This is a genomic window from Micromonospora carbonacea (assembly GCF_014205165.1).
Classification (GTDB): Bacteria; Actinomycetota; Actinomycetes; order Mycobacteriales; family Micromonosporaceae; genus Micromonospora; species Micromonospora carbonacea.
On sequence record NZ_JACHMZ010000001.1, the window covers coordinates 2,079,262 to 2,098,380 of the forward strand.

Consider the following 19,119-nt stretch of genomic DNA (forward strand, 5'->3'; position numbering starts at 1 on the left):
GGGGCCGCCCGCCGCCGTGGAGGGGGCGACTCGTGACGCTGCTCGTGGTGGGTGCCAGCGGGCACCTCGGGGGCGAGGTGTGCCGCCGGGCGGTCGCGGCGGGGCAGCGCGTGGTCGGCACGTACCACGCCAACCCCGGCGCGCCGGCCGGCGTCGAGGCGCGTCGGCTCGACGTGACCGACCGGGCCGCCGTGCGCGCGCTGGTCGCGGCGGTGCGGCCGGCCGCCGTGGTGAGCACCCCCTACCGGTACGCCGACTGGACGGTCACCGCCGACGGCGCGGCGAACGTGGCGTACGCCGCCGCGGAGGCGGGCGCGCGGCTGGTGCACCTGTCCAGCGACGCGCTGCACGCCGGCCGGCCCGAGCCGTACGCCGACGACGACGTGCCGACGCCGGTGTTCGCGTACGGGGCGGCGAAGGCGGCGGCGGAGACCGCCGTGCGGGTGGTCGACCCGGGCGCGGCGCTGGTGCGTACCTCGTTGATCATGGGCGACGAGCGGAGCAGGCAGGTCCGGCTCTGCCTGGACGCCCTCGCTGGCCGGGGGGTCCTGTTCATCGACGAGGTCCGCTGCCCGGTCGACGTGGGCGACCTGGCCGCCGCCGTGCTGGAGCTGGCCGCGTCCGACCATGCCGGCCTGCTCAACGTGGCGGGGCCGGACGCGGTCAGCCGCGCCGAGCTGGGGCTGCTGGTGGCCCGGCGGTTCGGGCTCGACCCGGGCGGCCTGCGGACCGCCACGAGCGCCGCGTCGGGCCTGGTCCGCCCCGTCGAGGTACGCCTCGACAGCTCCCGCGCCGCCGGCCTGCTGCGGACCCGCCTGCGCGGGGTCGCCGAGCTGCTCGCCCCCTGACCGTGCCGGCTCCGCCGGGCGGCCCTGCATACCTTCTATGCAAAGAGATTGTGCATAGAAGGTATGCACAGTTATTGTGCTGCCATGGGCAACGACGAGAGCACGGGCCGGCAGGCCCCCCGCCAGGTCCGGCTGGACCCGAGACAGGTGCGGGTGCTGGCGCACCCGCTGCGGCTGCGGCTGCTCGGCGCGCTGCGGGTCGACGGTCCCGCCACCGCCACCGGGCTCGCCGAAGGGCTCGGCACCAACACCGGCGCCACCAGCTACCACCTGCGTCAGCTCGCCGAGGCGGGGCTCGTCGTCGAGGCCCACGACCTCGCCGGCGGGCGGCAGCGCTGGTGGCGGGCGGCGCACGACATCAGCAGCTGGGAGCCGTCCGACTTCGACGACGACCCGGACGCCCGGGCCGCCGCCGAGTGGATCCAGGCCGAGCAGGTGCGCCTGGTCGTCGAGCACTCCGACCGGTGGTTCGCCGTCCAACAGGACTTCCCACCCGCCTGGCGCGACGCCGCCGGAATGAGCGACGCCCTGCTGCACCTCGGGCCCGAGCGGCTCCAGGCGATGGAGGCGGAGCTGTGGGAGGTCCTCATGCGCTACCGCGACCAGTCGCGCCCCGACGAGGCCGACGCCCGGCCGGTGCAGGTCTTCCTGGCCGCGTACCCGATGATCGAGCCGACCCGGTGAGCGCCCTGTCCGTCCGCCAGGTGCGGTCGCGCTATCTGGTCCTGCACGGGCTGCGCTGGCTGCCCACCGGCCTGCTGATCCCGGTCATGATCCTGCTGATGCAGGAGCGCGGCCTGTCGCTGTCGCAGATCGGCATCGCGTTCACCGCCCAGGGCCTCGTGGTGCTGGCGCTGGAGCTGCCGACCGGCGGCATGGCCGACGCCCTGGGCCGCAGGCCCGTGCTGGTCGCCGCCACGGCGCTCAACCTGGCGTCGCTGGCGCTGTTCGCGGTGGCCGACTCCCTCGCCCTGTTCGTCCTGGTCTTCGCCCTACAGGGCATCTACCGGGCGCTGGACAGCGGCCCCCTGGAGTCCTGGTACGTCGATGCCACCCTCGCCGCCGACCCCGCCGCCGAATACGAGCGTGGCCTCGGCCTCGGCGGCACCGTCGCGGGCGTGGCCATCGCCGGCGGCGCGCTGCTCAGCGGCGGCCTGATCACGCTCGGCCCGCTCGGCCCGGTGAGCGCGCTGACCGTGCCGGTGCTGGCCGCCGTGGTGGCGCAGGCGGTGGCGCTGGCCGCCCTGCTGGCGCTGCTGGTCGAGGTCCGGCCGGGGCGGGGGGCCGGTGCGCTGCGCGCGTCGGTGGCCGAGGCGCCCCGGATGGTCCGGCAGGCGTTCGGCCTGCTGCGCCGCTCCCGCGTGCTGCTCGCCCTCGTGGCGGTCGAGCTGTTCTGGGGCTTCGGCATGGTCACCTTCGAGTCGCTGCTGCCGGTCCGGCTCGCCGAGGTCGTCGGCGACCCCGAGCGGGCCGCCGCGCTGCTCGGCCCCGCCAGCTCCGCCGCGTGGCTCGCCTCGGCCGCCGGGGCCGCGCTCACCCCGTTGCTGCTGCGCTGGCCCGGGGCCGCGCCCGGCGCCGCGCTGCTGCGCGTCGGGCAGGGCGCGACCGTGGTGGCGATGGGGCTGTTCGCCGGCCCGGTCGGGGTGCTCGTGGCGTACCTGGCCTGCTACACGGTGCACGGCGCGTCCAACCCGCTGCACCTGGGCCTGCTGCACCGCCAGGTCGACGGCCCGTACCGCACCAGCGTGCTCTCGCTCAACTCGATGATGGCCCAGCCGGCCGGTGCGCTCGGCGCGGTCGCGCTGACCGCCCTGGCCGAGCGCGCCAGCGTCAGCACGGCGATGCTGGTCGGCGCGGTGGTGCTCGCCGCCGCCGCCCCGTTGTACCTGCCCGCCTGGCGCGCCGCCCGCACCCCCGCCGCCCGCACCACCGTCGACGACGGGCCCGTCCTTGCACCGCAGGCGAGCGGGCGGTGACCCACCGTCGTCCGGGCGGGGCCGGTCCACCGTGGAGATTGGCGATCGGACCGTTTGGGTACATCCCCCGGCGACCTACTGGGAACCCCCACCGGAGGACCGTCATGCTCGCCATTCTCGCGGCCGTCGTCTTCGGCTTCGCCCTGTTGATCGACCTGCTCGACACCAACTTCGGCGCGCCGGACCTGTTCAACGTGCACACCCTGCTGATGCTGGGCCTGCTGCTGCTCTCCCTCTACCTGGCCGGCGTGGGCAGCGGCCCGCGCGGCGGTGGCGGCGGCCGCTGGTACCGGGGCCGCCGCCCCGGCCGTGGCTGACCGTAAATGATCTAACCTGGCCGGGCCCGCGGCGCAGTTCCGGCGCGGCGGACCCGGCCCGGTACTGTCTTCGTGATGGAGTCCGACGCTCTCTTCTCCCTCGGCGCACCCGCCGGGGCGCACGGCGCCCCCACGGGTTCCGTCGGCGTCGACGGCTTCACCCCCGTGGCCGCCGACTCGCCGCTCCCCGTCCGGATGCGCCCGGCCAGCATCGACGAGCTGGTGGGGCAGGGGCACCTGCTCGCGCCCGGCGCGCCGCTGCGCCAACTCGTCGGCGGCGCCACCCCGATGTCGGTGATCCTCTGGGGGCCGCCCGGCTGCGGGAAGACCACCATCGCGCACCTCGTGGCGACCGCCACCGATCGCCGCTTCGTGGCCATGTCGGCGCTCACCGCCGGGGTCAAGGACGTCCGCGCGGTGATCGACACCGCCCGCCGGCAGCGCCGCTCCGGCGGACCGCCGACGGTCCTGTTCATCGACGAGGTGCACCGGTTCAGCAAGACCCAGCAGGATTCGCTGCTCGCCGCGGTGGAGGACCGGACGGTCACCCTGCTCGCGGCGACCACGGAGAACCCGTACTTCTCGGTCATCTCGCCGTTGTTGTCGCGGTGCGTGCTGCTCACCCTCCAGCCCCTGGACGACGCGGCCGTGCGTGGCCTGCTGCGCCGCGCGGTCAGCGACGCGCGCGGCCTCGCCGGCGCGTTCACCCTCCGGGCCGACGCCGAGGACCACCTCGTCCGCCTCGCCGGCGGCGACGTGCGCAAGGCCCTGACCGCGCTGGAGGCCGCGGCGGCCTCGGCGGCGGCGCTGGGCGTCGACCGGATCGACCTGTCCACCGCCGAGCAGGCGGTGGACGTCGCGGCGGTGCGCTACGACCGGGCCGGTGACGCGCACTACGACGTGACCAGCGCCTTCATCAAGAGCATGCGGGGCTCCGACGTCGACGCGGCGCTGCACTGGCTGGCCCGGATGCTGGTGGCCGGCGAGGACGCCCGGTTCATCGCGCGCCGGCTGGTCATCTTCGCCAGCGAGGACGTCGGGATGGCCGACCCGGGCGCGCTGGGCGTGGCCACCGCCGCCGCGCAGGCCGTGGAGTTCGTCGGCCTGCCGGAGGCGCAGCTCAACCTCGCCCAGGCCGTGATCCACCTGGCCACCGCGCCGAAGTCCAACTCGGCGACCGCCGCGATCGGGGCCGCCACGGCCGACGTCCGCGCCGGCCGGGGCGGGCCGGTGCCGCGCGGCCTGCGCGACGCCCACTACTCCGGCGCGCGGGGGCTCGGCCACGGCACGGGCTACCGCTACCCGCACGACGACCCCCGTGGAGTGGTCACCCAGCAGTACGCTCCCGACGATCTTGTCGGGGCCGACTACTACCGTCCCAGCGGGCACGGTGCGGAGCGGGCGGTGGCCGCCCGGCTGCCCCTGCTGCGCCGGATCGTCCGGGGGCTGCCAGCCCCGGCGCGTCCGGCGGAGCCGGCCCCGCCGGGGAACGGCCGCCACCCGTCGGGCAACGGGCACGCCAGCGCGGCGGACGAGGACGGCACGGGCGCCGTCGGGGAGGGTCAGCAGTGAGATCCCGTGGTTCGGAGCGACCGGAGGACGGCCCCGAGGAGCGGCGCGAGCCGCGCCCCAAGGGGCGCCGGTGGGGCCGGGGCCGACCCGACAGCGAGCCCGAGGAGCCGGTGGCCGGCGAGGAGTTCGGCTGGATCGACGACCTGCGCTCCGCCAAGCGGCAGCGCGGCGAGTTGGGGCCGGACGGCGGCGAGCCGGGACAGGCCCCGCCACCCGGCCAGCCCGACCCGCCGGCGCGGCAGGGTCCGGCGCGCGGCGGCGAACCGGGTCCGGCGCGTCCGCGACCGGTCGACGGCCCGTGGCCCGGCTCGCCGCAGCCGGGGCGTCGCCCCGGGCCCGCCGAGCCGCCCCGCCCGGGGCAGGTCCCGCCGGAGCCGGCGAACCGCCTGCCGCAGGGCCCCCCGCAGCCGCCCCACCAGTCCCACCGCCCGCCGCAGGGCGCGGCGGAGCCGCCCCGGGCCGTGCCACCGGCGGCCCGCCCACCGCAGGGCCTCCCGCAGCCGCCGGCCCAGCCGTCGACGCCGCAGGCCGGGCCGCTGCCGGGACCGGCCCAGCCGGCGGCCCCGCCCCGCCAGCAGGGCCAGCCCGCCGGGCCGCCCTATCCGGGCGGCCAACCGTCCGGGCCGCCGTATCCGGCGGGGCAGCCCGCCCGGCCCCCGTACCCGACGGACGCCGCGCCCCGGCGCTCGCGCGACGACGGCGAACCGTCCGGCGAACTGCCCCGGGCGGCGGCCCCGGTGGGCCCGCCGGGCGACCGGTCCGGCGGGCCGGCGACCTCGGGTCCCGGCGCACCCGGGCAGCGCCCCGGCCCGCCGGGCCCGCCGGTGGCCCCGCCCGCGCGTGGCGGCCAACCCCCCAGCGGCGGCTGGCCGGTCGTCCCGGCCGGGTCGCCCCCCGCCGGCCGGGCCGCCGCACCGCCGCCCCCCGCCGGCCGGGCCGTCGTCTCCCCACCTCCCGCCGGCCGGGCCGCCGCACCCCAGTCCGGGCCGCGCCGCGCCGCGCCCGTTCCCGCCGGCCCGCCCTACCCGGCGTCGGCGCCGCCCGGCGACGAGCCCCGGCGCGAGCCGACGGGCGAGCGTCCCGGCGCACCCGGTGCGGACGAGCCGGCCGGTCGTGGCGTCGCCGGGCCGATCGCGCCCGGCCAGGGCGGTCGTCGGCGGGCTGCCGAGGAGCAGCCGGTCGTCCCGCTCAGCGGCAACGCCCCCGAGGTGCCGGGGGTGCCCAGCGGCCCCGCCGGGATGCCGGGCGTGCCCGGCGGCCCCGCCGGGTCGGATCCGGCCGTCGTCCAGGAGCCGGCGGCCACGGGCCGGGAAACCGGTGGCCGCCGCCGGGCCCGGTCCGAGGAGGAACCGGGCGAGGCGACGTCGCGCCGCCCCGCCGGTCCCGTCGACGCCGGGTTCCCCGGCGCCGCCGAGCGGGGCGGTCCCCCGCAGGGGCGGGGCGACCGGCCGCAGCGTCCGGCGGAGTGGCTGCGCCAGGCCGGTCGTGGCGTCAACCCGGACGCCGCGATGCCGATGGTCAACCGGGCGGCCGTGCCGTCGCCGCCGCCGGGCGTCGCGCCGCCGGCCGGGGAGCCGGGCAACCGGCCCGGTGACGGCGGTCGGGGTGCGGCGGCGCAACACGGCGTCGGCGCCGGGCCGGCAGCCCCGGTGGGCCGGGCGCGGCCCGCCGCGCCCGTCGACCCGGCGGAGGAGCCGGTCCCACTGCCCACCGGCCGGGCGGCAGCGCCGTCCCGTCCGCAGGTGGCGGGCCCACGCCCCGGCGAGCCCCGTCCGCCGGCCGACCCCCGTGCGGGAAGCCCCCGTCCGCCGGCCGACCCGCGCACGGGCGAGCTGCGGCCCGCCGCGGTGGATCCACGCACGGGCGAGCTGCGGCCCCCGGTGGTCGACCCGCGCACGGGTGAGCTGCGTCCGCCCATGGCGGAGCCGCGCACCGGCGAGGTGCGCCCCGGGCCGGCGGAGGAGCGCCGCCCGCAGGCCCCGCCGTTCGGGCCCGGCCCCGGTGCCGGACCCCGGTCCAGCCCGGACCCCAGGTCCGGGTCCGCCCCCGGCCTTCGGCCCGCCGGGTCCGCCCCCGAGTCCGGGCCGACCGCCCGGGCGTCGGCGGCGCCCACCGCGCCCGGCCGGGCCACCCCGCCCGGCGGTCCCGCCGCCGGCCGGGCCGTCCCCGGGCCCGGTGCCGCCGGCCCGGTCGACCCGCCCTCCGGTCCTGCCGGCCGGGCCGCGCCGCCGGTGGGGCCCACCGGCCGGGACGTGCCCCCGTCCGGTCCCGCCGGCCGCGCGACGCCGCCCGGGGGGCCCGCCGGTCGGGCCGTGCCGCCCGGCGCTCCGACCGCCGGTCCCCACCAACCCGGCGTGGCACGGGCGGTGGTCCCGCCCGGTCGCCCCGGCGAGCGGCCGGGCGACCAGGCCGACGGCCGTGCGACCCCGCCGCAGCGCGACGCCGGCACCGCTGTGGTGCCGCAGCGTGGCCCCGGCGGCGCGACCCCGCCGCAGCGCGGCCCCGGCCCCTCGTCGCCGCCCCCGCCGGGCGGGTCCGGCGAGGCGCACCCGCACCGCCGGCCGGAGCCGGCCGCCGGCGCGGCGTCGCCGGCCCGTTCCGACCAGCCGCCCGCGGTGGCCCGGGCCGCCGCCGTGGTGCCGGCCGCCGACGCGCCACCGGCCCGCTCCGGCCCGGACGCGGACCGCTCCGGCCCGGACGAGCGCCGGCCCGGCCTGGAGGTGCACCGGCTCGGCCCGGGTCCCGCCCCCCGGGCGGGCGGCGACGGGTCCGGCCCCGCCGGCCCGGAGCCCGCCGGGACGGCGCAGTTGCGTCGGGCCGCGACCGCCGACGACCCGGACGAGGCGGACGAGGCGGCGTCGGGCGGCCCGCCCGGCGCGCGGTCGGAGCTCCGGCGGCAGCTGCGCCAGCGGCGTCGGCTGCGGATGGGCGTGCTCGCGCTGGTCAGCGTGGTGCTGCTGGGTGCCCTGCCGCTCTACTTCGGCATCCGTACGCTCAGCCGCGACCCCGTCTTCGACACCCTCGACGGGCTGAACGTGCCCGGCTGGGCGGCCACGAAGACCGTCGACAACGTCAGCGGCAGCCGCTGGTGCGTGGAGGAGTGCCGGCTGCGCGAGCGCACCGTCGAGTCCCAGCGTCCAGTGGAGGAGACGGCGCAGGCCTACGAGCGGGCCCTGACCGAGTCCGGCTGGCAGCCGTGGAAGGTGACCCGCTGCCCGGAGCAGCCGGCGAAGGGCGACTACACCTGTTGGCGTCGCGACGAGCTGACCCTCGACCTGTGGGTGCGCGAGCCGACCTGCGTCCCGCCGCCGATCGACGGGGAGCCCGCGCCGACGTCGCTGGCCACGCCCCCCGCAGCGGGGGAGTGCAATGGGTCGTTGGTGTCGGTGAAGGTCCGCAACGCCATCGACGACGAGCGGACCAGGCCCCAGCCGAGCACCGACCCGTCGCTCACCGGCGAGGATCCCTTCCCGACCCTGAGCGAGGATCCGCTCGGCGAGTCGACGCCGACACCCTCACCGTCGTGAGCCGGGTTTCATCACTGACGGTAGGGTCTGGGGCTGGCAGGCCCGCCTGCCCCCGCTGACCGGGGTGGGTCGCCGTACGACGGTGTGGGTCATGACGGTCGCGCGTTCCGGGGCGTCGGGCCCCGGAACCCTGCTCGAGGAGGACAGGCGTGAGTTTTGGAGAGGTCGCGGCGCTGATCGCGGCGATCGCGTTCGCGATGCTCGTGTTGATCCTGACGCTGCCCATCCTGCGGCTGCGGCACACCGTGGACGCGGCCACCCGCATGATCAACGACCTCAACGACCGCACCGCGCCCCTGCTCGGTGACGTCAACACCACCGTGAAGAACGTGAACACCGCCCTGGAGCAGGTGCAGGTCTCGCTGGACGGGGTCAACCTCCAGCTGGCCAAGGTGGACACCATGACCACCCACGCCCAGAACGTCACCGCCAACGTGGCGAACCTGGCCACCGTGGTCTCCGCCGCCGCCGCGAACCCGCTGGTGAAGGTGGCCGCCTTCGGCTACGGCGTGCGCCGGGCCGCCGCCGCCCGCCGGCACGCCGAGACCGAGCGCGAGGTGCGCGACACCATCAAGCAGCAGCGCCGCGCCGCCAAGCGCGGCAACGCCTGAGCCGCCGGCGACGGAGGGACGAGAGAACATGAGACGCCTGTTCTGGCTGGGCATCGGCCTGGCCGTCGGCGTGGTGGTGGTGCGCAAGGCGACCCGCGCCGCGCACGCGTACACGCCGGCCGGCATCGCCGGTGGCCTGTCGCAATCCGCTGGCGGCCTGGCCGAGTCGCTGCGTAGCTTCGTGGAGGACGTCCGGATCGGGATGGCCGAGCGCGAGCAGGAGATCCACGAGGCGTTCGCCCGGGGCGAGGCGTTCGACGACCAGTTCGCCGAGCTGCGGGAGGACCCGCGCATCGGCGACCGAGAGATCTTTCCGGAGGAGCACCAGCGATGAAGACGGCGGAGATCAAGCGGCGGTATCTCGCCCACTTCGAGGCGAACGGTCATGCCGTGGTGCCGTCCGCTCCGCTGCCCGCCATCAGCGACCCGAACCTGCTGTTCGTCAACGCCGGCATGGTGCAGTTCGTCCCCTACTTCCTGGGGCAGCACACCCCGCCCTACTCCCGGGCGGTCAGCGTGCAGAAGTGCATCCGCACCCCGGACATCGACGAGGTCGGCAAGACCAGCCGGCACGGCACGTTCTTCCAGATGAACGGCAACTTCTCCTTCGGTGACTACTTCAAGGCCGGGGCGATCCCGCTCGCCTGGGACCTGGTCACCAAGTCGGTCGCCGAGGGCGGTTTCGGGCTGGACCCGGAGCGGATCTGGGCGACGGTCTACCTCGACGACGACGAGGCGGCGGAGATCTGGCGTTCCGTCGGCATGCCGGCCGAGCGGATCGTCCGGCGGGGCAAGAAGGACAACTTCTGGTCGATGGGCATCCCCGGCCCGGCCGGCCCCTGCTCCGAGCTGTACTACGACCGGGGCCCCGCCTACGGGCGCGAGGGCGGCCCGGAGGTCGACGAGGACCGCTACCTGGAGTTCTGGAACCTCGTCTTCATGCAGTTCCAGATCGACGACGTGCAGAGCAAGGAAGTCTTCCAGATCGTCGGCGAGCTGCCGAAGAAGAACATCGACACCGGCATGGGCCTGGAGCGGATGGCGTCGCTGCTCCAGGGCGTCGACAACCTCTACGAGATCGACGAGGTCCGGCCGATCCTGGCCCGCGCCGCCGAGCTGACCGGCAAGCGGTACGGCGCGCACTCCGGCCACGTGGCCAGCGAGTCGCACCCCGACGACGTGCGGCTGCGGGTGATCGCCGACCACGTGCGCACCGCGCTGATGCTGATCGGCGACGGGGTCACCCCGAGCAACGAGGGGCGCGGCTACGTGCTGCGCCGCATCATGCGTCGCGCCATCCGGGCGGTGCGGCTGCTCGGCTGGCAGGACCGGGCGCTGCCCGAGCTGCTGCCGGTGGCGCGGGACTGCATGGCCCCGTCGTACCCGGAGCTGGCGGCCGAGTTCGACCGGATCTCGCAGTACGCGTACGCCGAGGAGGACGCCTTCCTGGCGACGCTGCGCGCCGGGACGACGATCCTGGACACGGCGATCGCCGAGACCAAGTCGGCGGGGAAGCCGGCGCTCTCGGGCGACAAGGCGTTCCAGCTGCACGACACCTACGGCTTCCCGATCGACCTGACCCTGGAGATCGCGGCCGAGCAGGGCCTGGCGGTCGACGCCGACGGGTTCCGCCGGCTGATGGCCGACCAGCGGGCGCGGGCGAAGGCCGACGCACGGGCGCGCAAGACCGGGCACACCGACCTGTCGGCGTACCGGTCGGTGCTGGACGCGGGCGGGCCGGTGGAGTTCACCGGCTACACGGAGCTGACCCGGGAGTCGCGGGTCCGTGCCGTGCTCTCCGGCGGCGACCAGGTCGGCGCGGCCGCCGAGGGCGACACGGTCGAGCTGGTGCTCGACACCACCCCGTTCTACGCCGAGGGCGGCGGCCAGCAGCCCGACCAGGGCCTGATCACCGTCGGCGGCGGCCAGGTCGAGGTCTTCGACGTGCAGCAGCCGGTGCCGGGCCTGATCGTGCACCGCGCCCGCGTCGTCCGGGGCGAGGTGCGCGCCGGCGAGACCGGGTACGCCGAGATCGACGCCACCCGGCGGCGGGCCATCTCCCGCTCGCACACGGCCACCCACCTGGTGCACCAGACGATGCGCAACTTCCTCGGCGAGTCGGCGACCCAGGCGGGTTCGCTGAACGCGCCGGGCCGGCTGCGGTTCGACTTCAACACCCCGACCGGGGTGTCGCCGAGCGTCCTGCACGACGTGGAGCAGCAGGTCAACGAGGTGCTCCTGGCCGACCTGGAGGTGCACGCCTTCGTCACCAGCCAGGAGGAGGCCCGCCGCATCGGCGCGATGGCGCTGTTCGGCGAGAAGTACGGCGAGCGGGTGCGGGTCGTCGAGGTCGGCGACTACGCCCGGGAGCTGTGCGGTGGCACCCACGTGGCCCGCTCGGCCCAGCTCGGCCTCGTCAAGATCCTCTCGGAGGCGTCGGTCGGTTCGGGCGTACGCCGCATCGAGGCCCTCGTCGGCATGGACGCGTTCGGCTTCCTGGCCCGCGAGCACCTGCTGGTCTCCCGGCTCGCCGAGCTGTTCCGGGTGCCCGGCGACCAGGTCGCCGACCGGGTGGAGCAGACCGTCACCCAGCTCCGCGACGCCGAGAAGGAGCTGGAGAAGCTGCGCGCCCAGCTCGTGCTCGGCGGCGCGGCGGCCCTCGCCGGGCAGGCGAAGGACGTGCGCGGGGTGGCGTACGTCGGCACCGAGGCGCCCGAGGGCGCGGCCGGCAACGACGTGCGGACCCTGGCCCAGGAGATCCGCGGCAAGATCGACCCGGCCCGGCCCGCCGTGGTGGCCGTGGCGGCCCGGTCGAATGGCAAGGCGTCCCTGGTGGTGGCCGTGAACGCGGCGGCCCGCAGCCGGGGCCTGGCGGCGAAGGACCTGGTCAAGGCGGCCTTCTCCGGCCGGGGCGGCGGCAGCGACGACCTGGCCCAGGGCGGCGGCCTGCCGGCGGCCGAGGCGCCGAAGCTGCTGGCCACGGTCGAGCAGGCGATCGCCGACGCGTGAGCGCACCGCACGTCGGGTCAGGGCGGGCCGTCACGGTCCGCCCTGACCCGTTCCAGGGCAGGACGAAGGCCCCTCCAGGGCGGACGACGGTCTTTTCGGGCAGGACGCACGCCGTTCCGGGGCGGGCGACGGTCTTCTCAGGGCAGGATGAACAGGACATGGCCGAAGCGGTGCGCGGGGTCCGGCTGGGCGTCGACGTGGGGCAGGTGCGGGTCGGGGTCGCCCGTTCCGACCCGCACGGGGTGCTGGCCACCCCGCTGGTGACACTCGCCCGGGACCTGACAGCGGCCGAGGACGCGGTGCCCGGCGACATGGCCGAAATCGTCGCCCTGATCGCCGAGCACGAGTGCGTCGAGGTGGTCGTCGGCCTACCGGTCAACCTCTCCGGCCAGCACGGCCCGGCCGCCCGGAATGTGAAGGCGTATGCTGACCGGTTGGCTGACGTAATAGCGCCCGTTCCGGTAACGCTCACCGACGAGAGGATGTCGACGGTCGTGGCTTCTCGTAGGCTTGCCGAGCGTGGCGTCCGGGGAAAGCGCCAACGCGCGGTGGTCGACCAGGCCGCCGCGGTCGAGATCCTGCAGAGCTGGCTGGACGCGCAGCGGAGGCGGACGCGATGATCGACGATCTGGACCTCGGTTTCGACGAGTCGGAACGGAGTGGCGACAAGGGCAAGCACCGGCGCAGCTACGTGCGCAAGCGCAAGGGCGAGCCCTCCGGTGGCCGGGGCAAGACCGCCCTCGCCCTGCTGATGGCCTTCGTGCTGCTCGGCGTCATCGGCGGCGGGGCCTTCTACGGCTTCGACCGGGTGCAGAGCTACTTCGTCACCCCCGACTACGACGGGTCCGGCACGGGCGAGGTGACCGTCGAGATCAAGCAGGGCGCGCTGATCGCCGACATGGCCGTCGCGCTCTACGACGCCGGGGTGGTCAAGAGCGCCAAGGCGTTCATCGAGGCCGCCGAGGCCAACTCGCGCAGCAAGAACATCCAGCCCGGCACCTACAAGGTGCGCAAGCAGATGAGCGGCGAGCAGGCCCTGGTCATGCTGCTGGACCTGAAGAACAAGATCACCAACCAGGTCACCATCCCCGAGGGGCGCACCGCCAAGGGCGTCTACAAGCTGCTGTCGGAGAAGACCAAGATCCCGGTCAAGGAGTTCGAGGCCGCCGCGAAGGACCCGGAGGGGCTCGGCGTGCCGGACTGGTGGTTCAAGCGCACCGACGGCAAGCCGGCGAAGAAGTCGGTCGAGGGCTTCCTCTACCCGGACACCTACGAGATCCCGCCGAAGGCCACCGCCGAGATCCTGCTGACGACGATGGTGCAGAACTTCCTCACCGTCACCGGCGAGATGAAGTTCGCCGACCGGGTGCAGGAGGAGCGGGGCGGCATCAGCCCGTACGAGGCGCTGATCGTCGCGTCCCTCGCCCAGGCCGAGGCCGGCAACAAGGACGACCTCGGCAAGGTCGCCCGGGTGGCCTACAACCGGGTGTACGGCGAGTTCCCGTGCAACTGCCTGGAGATGGACGTCACGGTCAACTACTACTTCGAGTCGATCGGCCAGGAGGGCAAGAAGTCGAAGGACATGACCGCGGCCGAGCTGGACAACCCGAAGAACCCCTACAACCGCAAGCTGAAGGGGATGATCCCCACCCCGATCAACAACCCGGGGAAGCAGGCGCTGGAGGGGGCGATGGACCCGCCCACCGGCAAGTGGCTCTACTTCGTGGCGATCGACAAGGAGGGGCACTCCGCCTTCGCCGAGACCTACGAGCAGCACCAGCGCAACGAGAACAAGGCCAGGGAGGCCGGGATCATCTGATGACGACGCCACGGCGGGCGGCGGTGGTCGGCAAGCCGATCAGTCACTCCCTCTCCCCGGTGATCCACAACGCCGGCTACGCTGCCGCCGGCCTCGCCGGATGGTCGTACACCACGATCGAGTGTGCCGAGGCGGAGCTGGCGGCGATGGTCGGCGGCCTCGGCCCCGAGTGGGCCGGGCTGTCGGTGACCATGCCCTGCAAGGAGGCCACCCTCGCCCTCGCGGCCGAGGTGTCGCCCGTCGCCGCCGCGATGGGCGCGGCGAACACGCTGGTCCACCGCCCCGACGGCTCCTGGTACGCGGACAACACCGACGCCGCCGGCATGATCGAGCTGCTCGGCGCGGCCGGCGTGCCGCCGGGGGCCAGCTTCACCGTGCTCGGCGCGGGCGGCACCGCGCGGGCCGCCCTGGCCGCCGCCGCCCGCCTCGGCTCGGGCACGGTGACCGTGGTGGCCCGCCGCGCGTCGGCCATCGACGAGCTGCGCCCGGCCGCCGACGCGCTCGGCCTGCGGCTGGCCGGTGCCGACTGGGCCGACGCGGCCGGGCACACCGACGCCGACGTGGTCGTCTCCACCGTCCCGAAGGGCGTCGCCGACCCGATCGCGGCGCAGGCCCGGTGGCGGCCCGGCGCGGTCTACTTCGACGCGTTGTACGACCCGTGGCCCACGCCCCTCGCCGCCTCGGCCGAGGCGGCCGGCTGCCGGGTGGTGTCCGGGCTGGACCTGCTGGTCGCCCAGGCGGTCGGCCAGTTCGAGCACTTCACCGGCGTCCGCGCCCCGGTCGCCGCGATGGCCGCCGCACTCTCGTCCGAGGTGGGCATCGAGATCCGCCCGACCCGCTAGCCCTCACCCCGGCCTGCTCCGCGCCCCGGCCCGCTCCGCTCCGCCCTGCCCCGGGCCGCCCTGCCCCGGCCGCCCCGCGCGGCGGCGCGGCCGGTTCAGCGCCGCCATGTCGGCGACATGGCGGTATCAGCGCCTACGGATACCGCTATCTTGCCGACATCCGCCGTCCACCGAGCGGACCGATGGTCCGCTCGGTGTGCATCCGGGGGTCGGCCGGTGGCAGCGGTGGCGACATCGGGCGTTCGGGCGCGGTTCCTAGCGTGCGGGGCATGTTGACCTTGAACCTGCGGCCGCGCCGGCCCGTGGCCGTGCTCGCGGCGCTCGCCACGACCGCCGGGCTGCTCGCCGCCGTGCCCGTCTCCGCCCCGGCCGCCGCGAAGCCCGGTGACGTCGTCGTCGCCGAGGACTTCTCCGCCGGCACGCTGCCCACCGGCTGGCGGGCCGTCGACGGCGAGTGGACGGTGCGCGACGGCCGGCTCCACGGCACCGCCACCAGCGGCACCAGGAAGATCACCTTCGGGCGGCACCTCACCGACTTCCGGTTCTCCGCGACCGTCCGCTTCGAGTCCGTCGCCGAGCCGACCCGGTGGACGGCGCTCGGCCTCGACGTGCCCGCCGACGGGCGTACCCCGTGGTGGATCGCCACCATGCGCAGCGGCACCACGGCCGCGAACGGCCTGGAGTTCGCCCAGCTCACCACCGCCAACGCCTGGAACGTCACCAACACCGGCTCCGCGCCGTACGCCGCCGGCACGGGGCGGGACATGAAGGTCGCCGTGGAAGTGCACGGCAACCAGGCCCGCTGGTTCCTCGACGGCCGGCAGCTGCTGCGCACCAGCAGCCTCACCCGGTCCACCGACGGCGGGCAGGCCCTGATCGTCAACGGCGGCAGCGTCTCCTTCGACGACGTGCTGGTCACCGAGCTGCCGCCGAACGGCTACCTGCGCCCGGCCGGCGCGCCGCTGACCGTCATCGCCCACCGGGGCGCGTCCGCCGCCGCCCCCGAGAACACCCTCGTCGCGCAGGAGATCGCCCGCCGCTCCGGCGCGGACTTCGTCGAGAACGACGTGCAGCCCAGCCGCGACGGGGTCCCGTTCGTGCTGCACGACGCCACCGTCGACCGCACCACCGACGGCTCGGGCGCGATCCGTACCCTCACCGCCGCCCAGCTCAAGGGGCTCGACGCCGGCTCCTGGTTCGCCCCGCAGTACGCCGGGGCCCGGCTGCCCACCCTCGCCGAGCAGCTCGCCGACCTGCGGTCCCGGGGCGGCAACCTGCTGCTGGAGATCAAGGGCGCGCACACCCGCGACGAGGTCGCCCGCATCGTCGAGGTGATCCGCGCCGAGAAGATGACGGCGCGCGTCTTCGTGCAGAGCTTCGAGGTCGACGCCCTGCGTCACACCCGGGAACTCGCCCCCGAGCTGCCGACGGGCCTGCTGCGCAGCGGCCTGGACGCCGACCCGGTCGCCGTGGCGCGGGAGCTGGGCGTCACGGCGTACAACCCGACGGGTACGGCGCTGCTGGCCCGGCCGTCGGTGGTCGCCGACCTGCACGCGGCCGGTGTCGCCGTCATGGCCTGGACGGTCGACTCGCCGGCCCAGTGGCAGCAGCTGGAGCGGATCGGCACCGACGGGATCATCACGAACCGGCCGGCGGAGCTGGCCGGCTGGAACGCCGCCGGTCAGCTCGGCGCGGCCGTCCCCACCGTGTCGATCGCCGCCCCGGCCGACGGCGTCGAGCTGGACCGGGCGCAGCGGCCGGTGCTCACCGTGCCGGCCACCGACGCCGACACCGTGACCGTCACCCTCGACGGGGCGGCGGTGCCGGCGGGCACGCCCCTCGACCTGACCGCGCTGGCGGCCGGCGCGCACAAGCTGCGCGCCGTGGCGACCGGCCCGAAGGGCACCGCCACCGCCGAGGCGACCTTCACCGTGGCGGTGACCCCGGCGGGCCTCGGTCACCTGGTGCTCACGTCCGGGGCGAAGGAACACGCCCTCACGGTGCTCACCAACCACCTGGTCAAGGGCCGGTACGCGGAGCTGGCCCGGTACGCCGACCAGCACGCCGGCCGCTTCCTGCCGGCGGCGAAGGCACGCGTCATCGCCGCCGACGCGCGCACCCTGGCCACCCGCTAACCCGACCCCGCCCCGCCCTGGCTGTTGATCAAGAGGTTCGCGTCATCGTGAGGATCAACCTTGACGCTTTCCTCTTGATCACCGGGGCGGGGGCCGGGGTGGCGGCTGGGGCTTAATGCTGTGGGGCGGGCTTGCCGTCGGTCCACAAGGACTCGAAGTGCTCGACATACCGGTCGAAGGCTCCTCCGTCCTGGCACCGTCGCAGGTGCAGCGTCACGGAGTCCTGCCCGAGCCCCGCCCCGATGTGCGTGGCGACTATGGCCTCCTCGTCGAAGACCCACACGGACATGGCGAGATGGCGAGCAGAGAAGCGGACCGGAATCACGGTGCCGACCTTGCTGAGTTCTGCCCGCGTCATCGAGATGCGAGTCGACAGTGTGAGCGGAGTCGCTTCGATCCTCTCCCGCTCGGCTGTGACCGGACTGTCCGGATCCCCGAGCAGGAACCGCAGGTCGGCCCCAGTGCTTGCCTTGGCTTCGAGCGTGGCGGAGACACTGGGCATCTCCAGCCAGAGGAAGTAGCTGGTGTATCCGCCGAACCACAGCCGGGAACTGGCGCGCCCGATGGCGTCACGGAACACCGACCGGGGCAGGTCTGCGCGGCGTGGATAGATGCCGAGCAGTTCCCGGTCGCTTCCAACCTTCACGGCACGTCGGATCATCTCAGGCCACAGCACCCCCACATCCTCGCCCAGCACCTCTGCTACGCGCACTCTGGAGCGAGGATGAGGGACGCGTCCCCGGCTGACCCATCTCTGCACGGTCTTCGCGTCCACATCGCACCTCTCGGCGAGGTCGGCGAAGGAGAGACCCGCTGCCACGATCGCAGCCTTTAGTGCATCGTTCCGCGCCATCGTGAACAGGGACCTTTCGTAGACGTCCCCTCATGGTCACACGTGAGCGGTTCCACCGTCCGTGACACGCTGGCAGCTTTCAGTGCATGTCATATTCGGTGCACCTGATACCGCTCGCTCCGCACCCGTCACCGGTGGCGCGCCCCCGACACTGGCCCGGGCGAATGGAACGGATGGCAACCCCGGTACGGCCGACATGGCGATCCTTCGCCCCGCATGAAGGCGGCGGCTCTCAGTGATCTCCGATGCCGTGTCGATCGTTTTCGGTGGGGTGGTGCCGGGCTTCCTGCTCGGGTTGCTCGCGTTCCGGGTCAAGTCCCGTTGGTGCCCGCGCTGTGGTGAGTCCACCCTGGCCGTGCCGCCGGGGGAGCAGGACAGATGAGGGGTCGCGGCGAGGTGCCGATCGGGCGGCGGATGGCGGAGCTGCGGGCGCGGCGGGGGATGAGTCAGCAGGTCTTCGCCGACCGGATCGGCAGGTCGAAGAGCTGGGTCGACAAGGTCGAGCGAGGCGTACGCACCCTCGACCGGCTCTCCGTCATCGAGACCGTCGCCGGGGCGCTGGGGGTCGCCCCGACCATCCTGCTCACCGACAAACCGCGCCGGGAAGGCGTCACCGACACCGAAGCAGCCGTGGAACGCATCCGCGCGGCGCTGGCCCGCCACGACCCACCCGACGCCGACGGCCCGCCCGTGCGACAGCTCGACGACCAGGCCGGATACGCCTGGGCCGCCTACCGCAAGGGCCACCATCCGCAGGTCCTGCGCGCGCTGCCCGACCTGCTCACCGCCACCCGGCAGGCCAACCACACCGGGACGGCGGCCGACCCGCTCGTCCGCGTCTACCGGCTCGCCGCCCAGACGCTGGTCAAGCTCGGCGAACCCCACCTCGGCCTGCTGGCCGCCGACCGCGCCATGATCGCCGCCACTGGAGATCCACACCGCACCGGCCTCGCCGCCGTCTCCCTCGCCCAGGCCCTGCGCGCCCTGCGCCGGGGACGCCTCGCGAAGGCTGCCGCGCTCAGCGCCGTACACCAGATCGACCTGACGCCGTCGCGTGCCGTTCTGCCGGACGGGCCGGGACTGACCGGGACCCTGTTGATCGAGGCCGCCCTCGCCGCCGCCACCTGTGGTGACGCCGCCACCGCCCACGGCCTCACCGAACGCGCCGTCGACCTCGCTGCCGCCCACGGCAACTGGCAGTACGACGGCGACGGCGTCGCCTTCGGCCCCGTCGCTGTCACCCTCGCCCGCGCCCTGGTCGCCACCCACCTCGGCGACCACCACCACGCCGTCACGCTCCACCGTCACGCCGCCAACGGCGAGGGCTGGCACCGGCTTCCCGCCGAGCATCGCGCCGCCCACCTCGTCGACATCGCCCGCGCCCACCTCGACCTCGGTGACCCGGCGGCTGCCGGCCGTGCTCTCCTCACCGCCGACCGCCTCGCCCCCGCCGAGACCCGCACCCGCCCTGCCGCCAGGGCCACCCTCACCACGATTCTTCGCACGGGCCCCACCTGGGCCGACGTCACCCGCCTGGCCGCCGTCCTCGGGCTGACCCGGCAGTAGGCGCCAGACCTTAGACACCTACCGCCAGCCGCGGACAGTAAGCG

16 protein-coding genes are annotated in these 19,119 nt (G+C 75.3%); 15 read left to right on the forward strand and 1 reads right to left on the reverse strand.

All coding sequences use genetic code 11. The features are described 5' to 3' along the window. Positions 1 to 32 precede the first annotated feature (32 nt). The 13 genes from HDA31_RS09190 to HDA31_RS09250 all read left to right on the forward strand — a co-directional run bounded on the left by HDA31_RS09190 (position 33) and on the right by HDA31_RS09250 (position 16,656). On the forward strand, positions 33 to 848 hold the full coding sequence (locus HDA31_RS09190; protein ID WP_178065583.1) for a sugar nucleotide-binding protein: 816 nt from the start codon (positions 33 to 35) through the stop codon (positions 846 to 848). A gap of 84 nt (positions 849 to 932) precedes the next feature. Continuing rightward, positions 933 to 1,532, forward strand: coding sequence for a winged helix-turn-helix domain-containing protein (locus HDA31_RS09195; protein WP_178065582.1), 600 nt, complete (start codon positions 933 to 935; stop codon positions 1,530 to 1,532). Further along, entirely contained in the window at positions 1,529 to 2,824 is a 1,296-nt protein-coding gene (locus tag HDA31_RS09200; protein ID WP_178065581.1) for an MFS transporter, read from the forward strand. Before HDA31_RS09195 ends, HDA31_RS09200 begins: the two co-directional genes overlap by 4 nt. A 104-nt stretch (positions 2,825 to 2,928) precedes the next feature. After that, positions 2,929 to 3,141 carry a hypothetical protein gene (locus tag HDA31_RS09205; protein ID WP_074478696.1) on the forward strand — a complete coding sequence of 71 codons (213 nt, stop codon included), beginning with the start codon at positions 2,929 to 2,931 and terminating at the stop codon, positions 3,139 to 3,141. Between the two features lie 75 nt (positions 3,142 to 3,216). Next, positions 3,217 to 4,713: a replication-associated recombination protein A gene (locus HDA31_RS09210; protein ID WP_178065580.1), complete on the forward strand. Its 1,497-nt coding sequence runs from the start codon at positions 3,217 to 3,219 to the stop codon at positions 4,711 to 4,713. Between the two features lie 2,900 nt (positions 4,714 to 7,613). Continuing rightward, a complete protein-coding gene (locus HDA31_RS09215) occupies positions 7,614 to 8,240 on the forward strand; it encodes a hypothetical protein (RefSeq protein WP_178067606.1) in 627 nt (208 codons plus the stop codon). A 149-nt stretch (positions 8,241 to 8,389) separates the two neighbouring features. Beyond that, positions 8,390 to 8,851, forward strand: a complete 462-nt coding sequence (locus HDA31_RS09220) for a DUF948 domain-containing protein (RefSeq protein WP_043967924.1) — start codon at positions 8,390 to 8,392, stop codon at positions 8,849 to 8,851. Between the two features lie 28 nt (positions 8,852 to 8,879). Further along, complete coding sequence (locus HDA31_RS09225) at positions 8,880 to 9,185, forward strand: hypothetical protein (RefSeq protein ID WP_074478694.1); 306 nt, start codon at positions 8,880 to 8,882, stop codon at positions 9,183 to 9,185. After that, positions 9,182 to 11,860 (forward strand): alanine--tRNA ligase, encoded by a 2,679-nt coding sequence (alaS, locus tag HDA31_RS09230; RefSeq protein ID WP_178065578.1) that lies wholly within the window; start codon positions 9,182 to 9,184, stop codon positions 11,858 to 11,860. Before HDA31_RS09225 ends, alaS begins: the two co-directional genes overlap by 4 nt. 158 nt (positions 11,861 to 12,018) lie before the next feature. Continuing rightward, positions 12,019 to 12,480: a Holliday junction resolvase RuvX gene (gene ruvX, locus HDA31_RS09235; protein WP_178065577.1), complete on the forward strand. Its 462-nt coding sequence runs from the start codon at positions 12,019 to 12,021 to the stop codon at positions 12,478 to 12,480. Then, positions 12,477 to 13,679, forward strand: a complete 1,203-nt coding sequence (gene mltG / locus HDA31_RS09240; protein WP_178065576.1) for an endolytic transglycosylase MltG — start codon at positions 12,477 to 12,479, stop codon at positions 13,677 to 13,679. Before ruvX ends, mltG begins: the two co-directional genes overlap by 4 nt. Then, positions 13,679 to 14,521 (forward strand): shikimate dehydrogenase, encoded by an 843-nt coding sequence (locus HDA31_RS09245; protein ID WP_178065575.1) that lies wholly within the window; start codon positions 13,679 to 13,681, stop codon positions 14,519 to 14,521. The genes mltG and HDA31_RS09245 overlap by 1 nt, the downstream gene beginning before the upstream one ends. A gap of 269 nt (positions 14,522 to 14,790) precedes the next feature. Then, positions 14,791 to 16,656, forward strand: coding sequence for a glycerophosphodiester phosphodiesterase family protein (locus HDA31_RS09250; RefSeq protein WP_178065574.1), 1,866 nt, complete (start codon positions 14,791 to 14,793; stop codon positions 16,654 to 16,656). Positions 16,657 to 16,768: 112 nt separating this feature from the next. On the opposite strand, the gene HDA31_RS09255 is transcribed toward HDA31_RS09250, so the two are convergent. After that, a complete protein-coding gene (locus HDA31_RS09255; RefSeq protein WP_246383994.1) occupies positions 16,769 to 17,476 on the reverse strand; it encodes a helix-turn-helix domain-containing protein in 708 nt (235 codons plus the stop codon). 283 nt (positions 17,477 to 17,759) lie between these two features. Here HDA31_RS09255 and HDA31_RS32080 point away from each other — a divergent pair, with 283 nt between their 5' ends. Continuing rightward, positions 17,760 to 17,891 carry a hypothetical protein gene (locus tag HDA31_RS32080; RefSeq protein ID WP_260422026.1) on the forward strand — a complete coding sequence of 44 codons (132 nt, stop codon included), beginning with the start codon at positions 17,760 to 17,762 and terminating at the stop codon, positions 17,889 to 17,891. After that, positions 17,888 to 19,075: a helix-turn-helix domain-containing protein gene (locus HDA31_RS09260; protein ID WP_178065572.1), complete on the forward strand. Its 1,188-nt coding sequence runs from the start codon at positions 17,888 to 17,890 to the stop codon at positions 19,073 to 19,075. Before HDA31_RS32080 ends, HDA31_RS09260 begins: the two co-directional genes overlap by 4 nt. Positions 19,076 to 19,119: the final 44 nt, after the last annotated feature.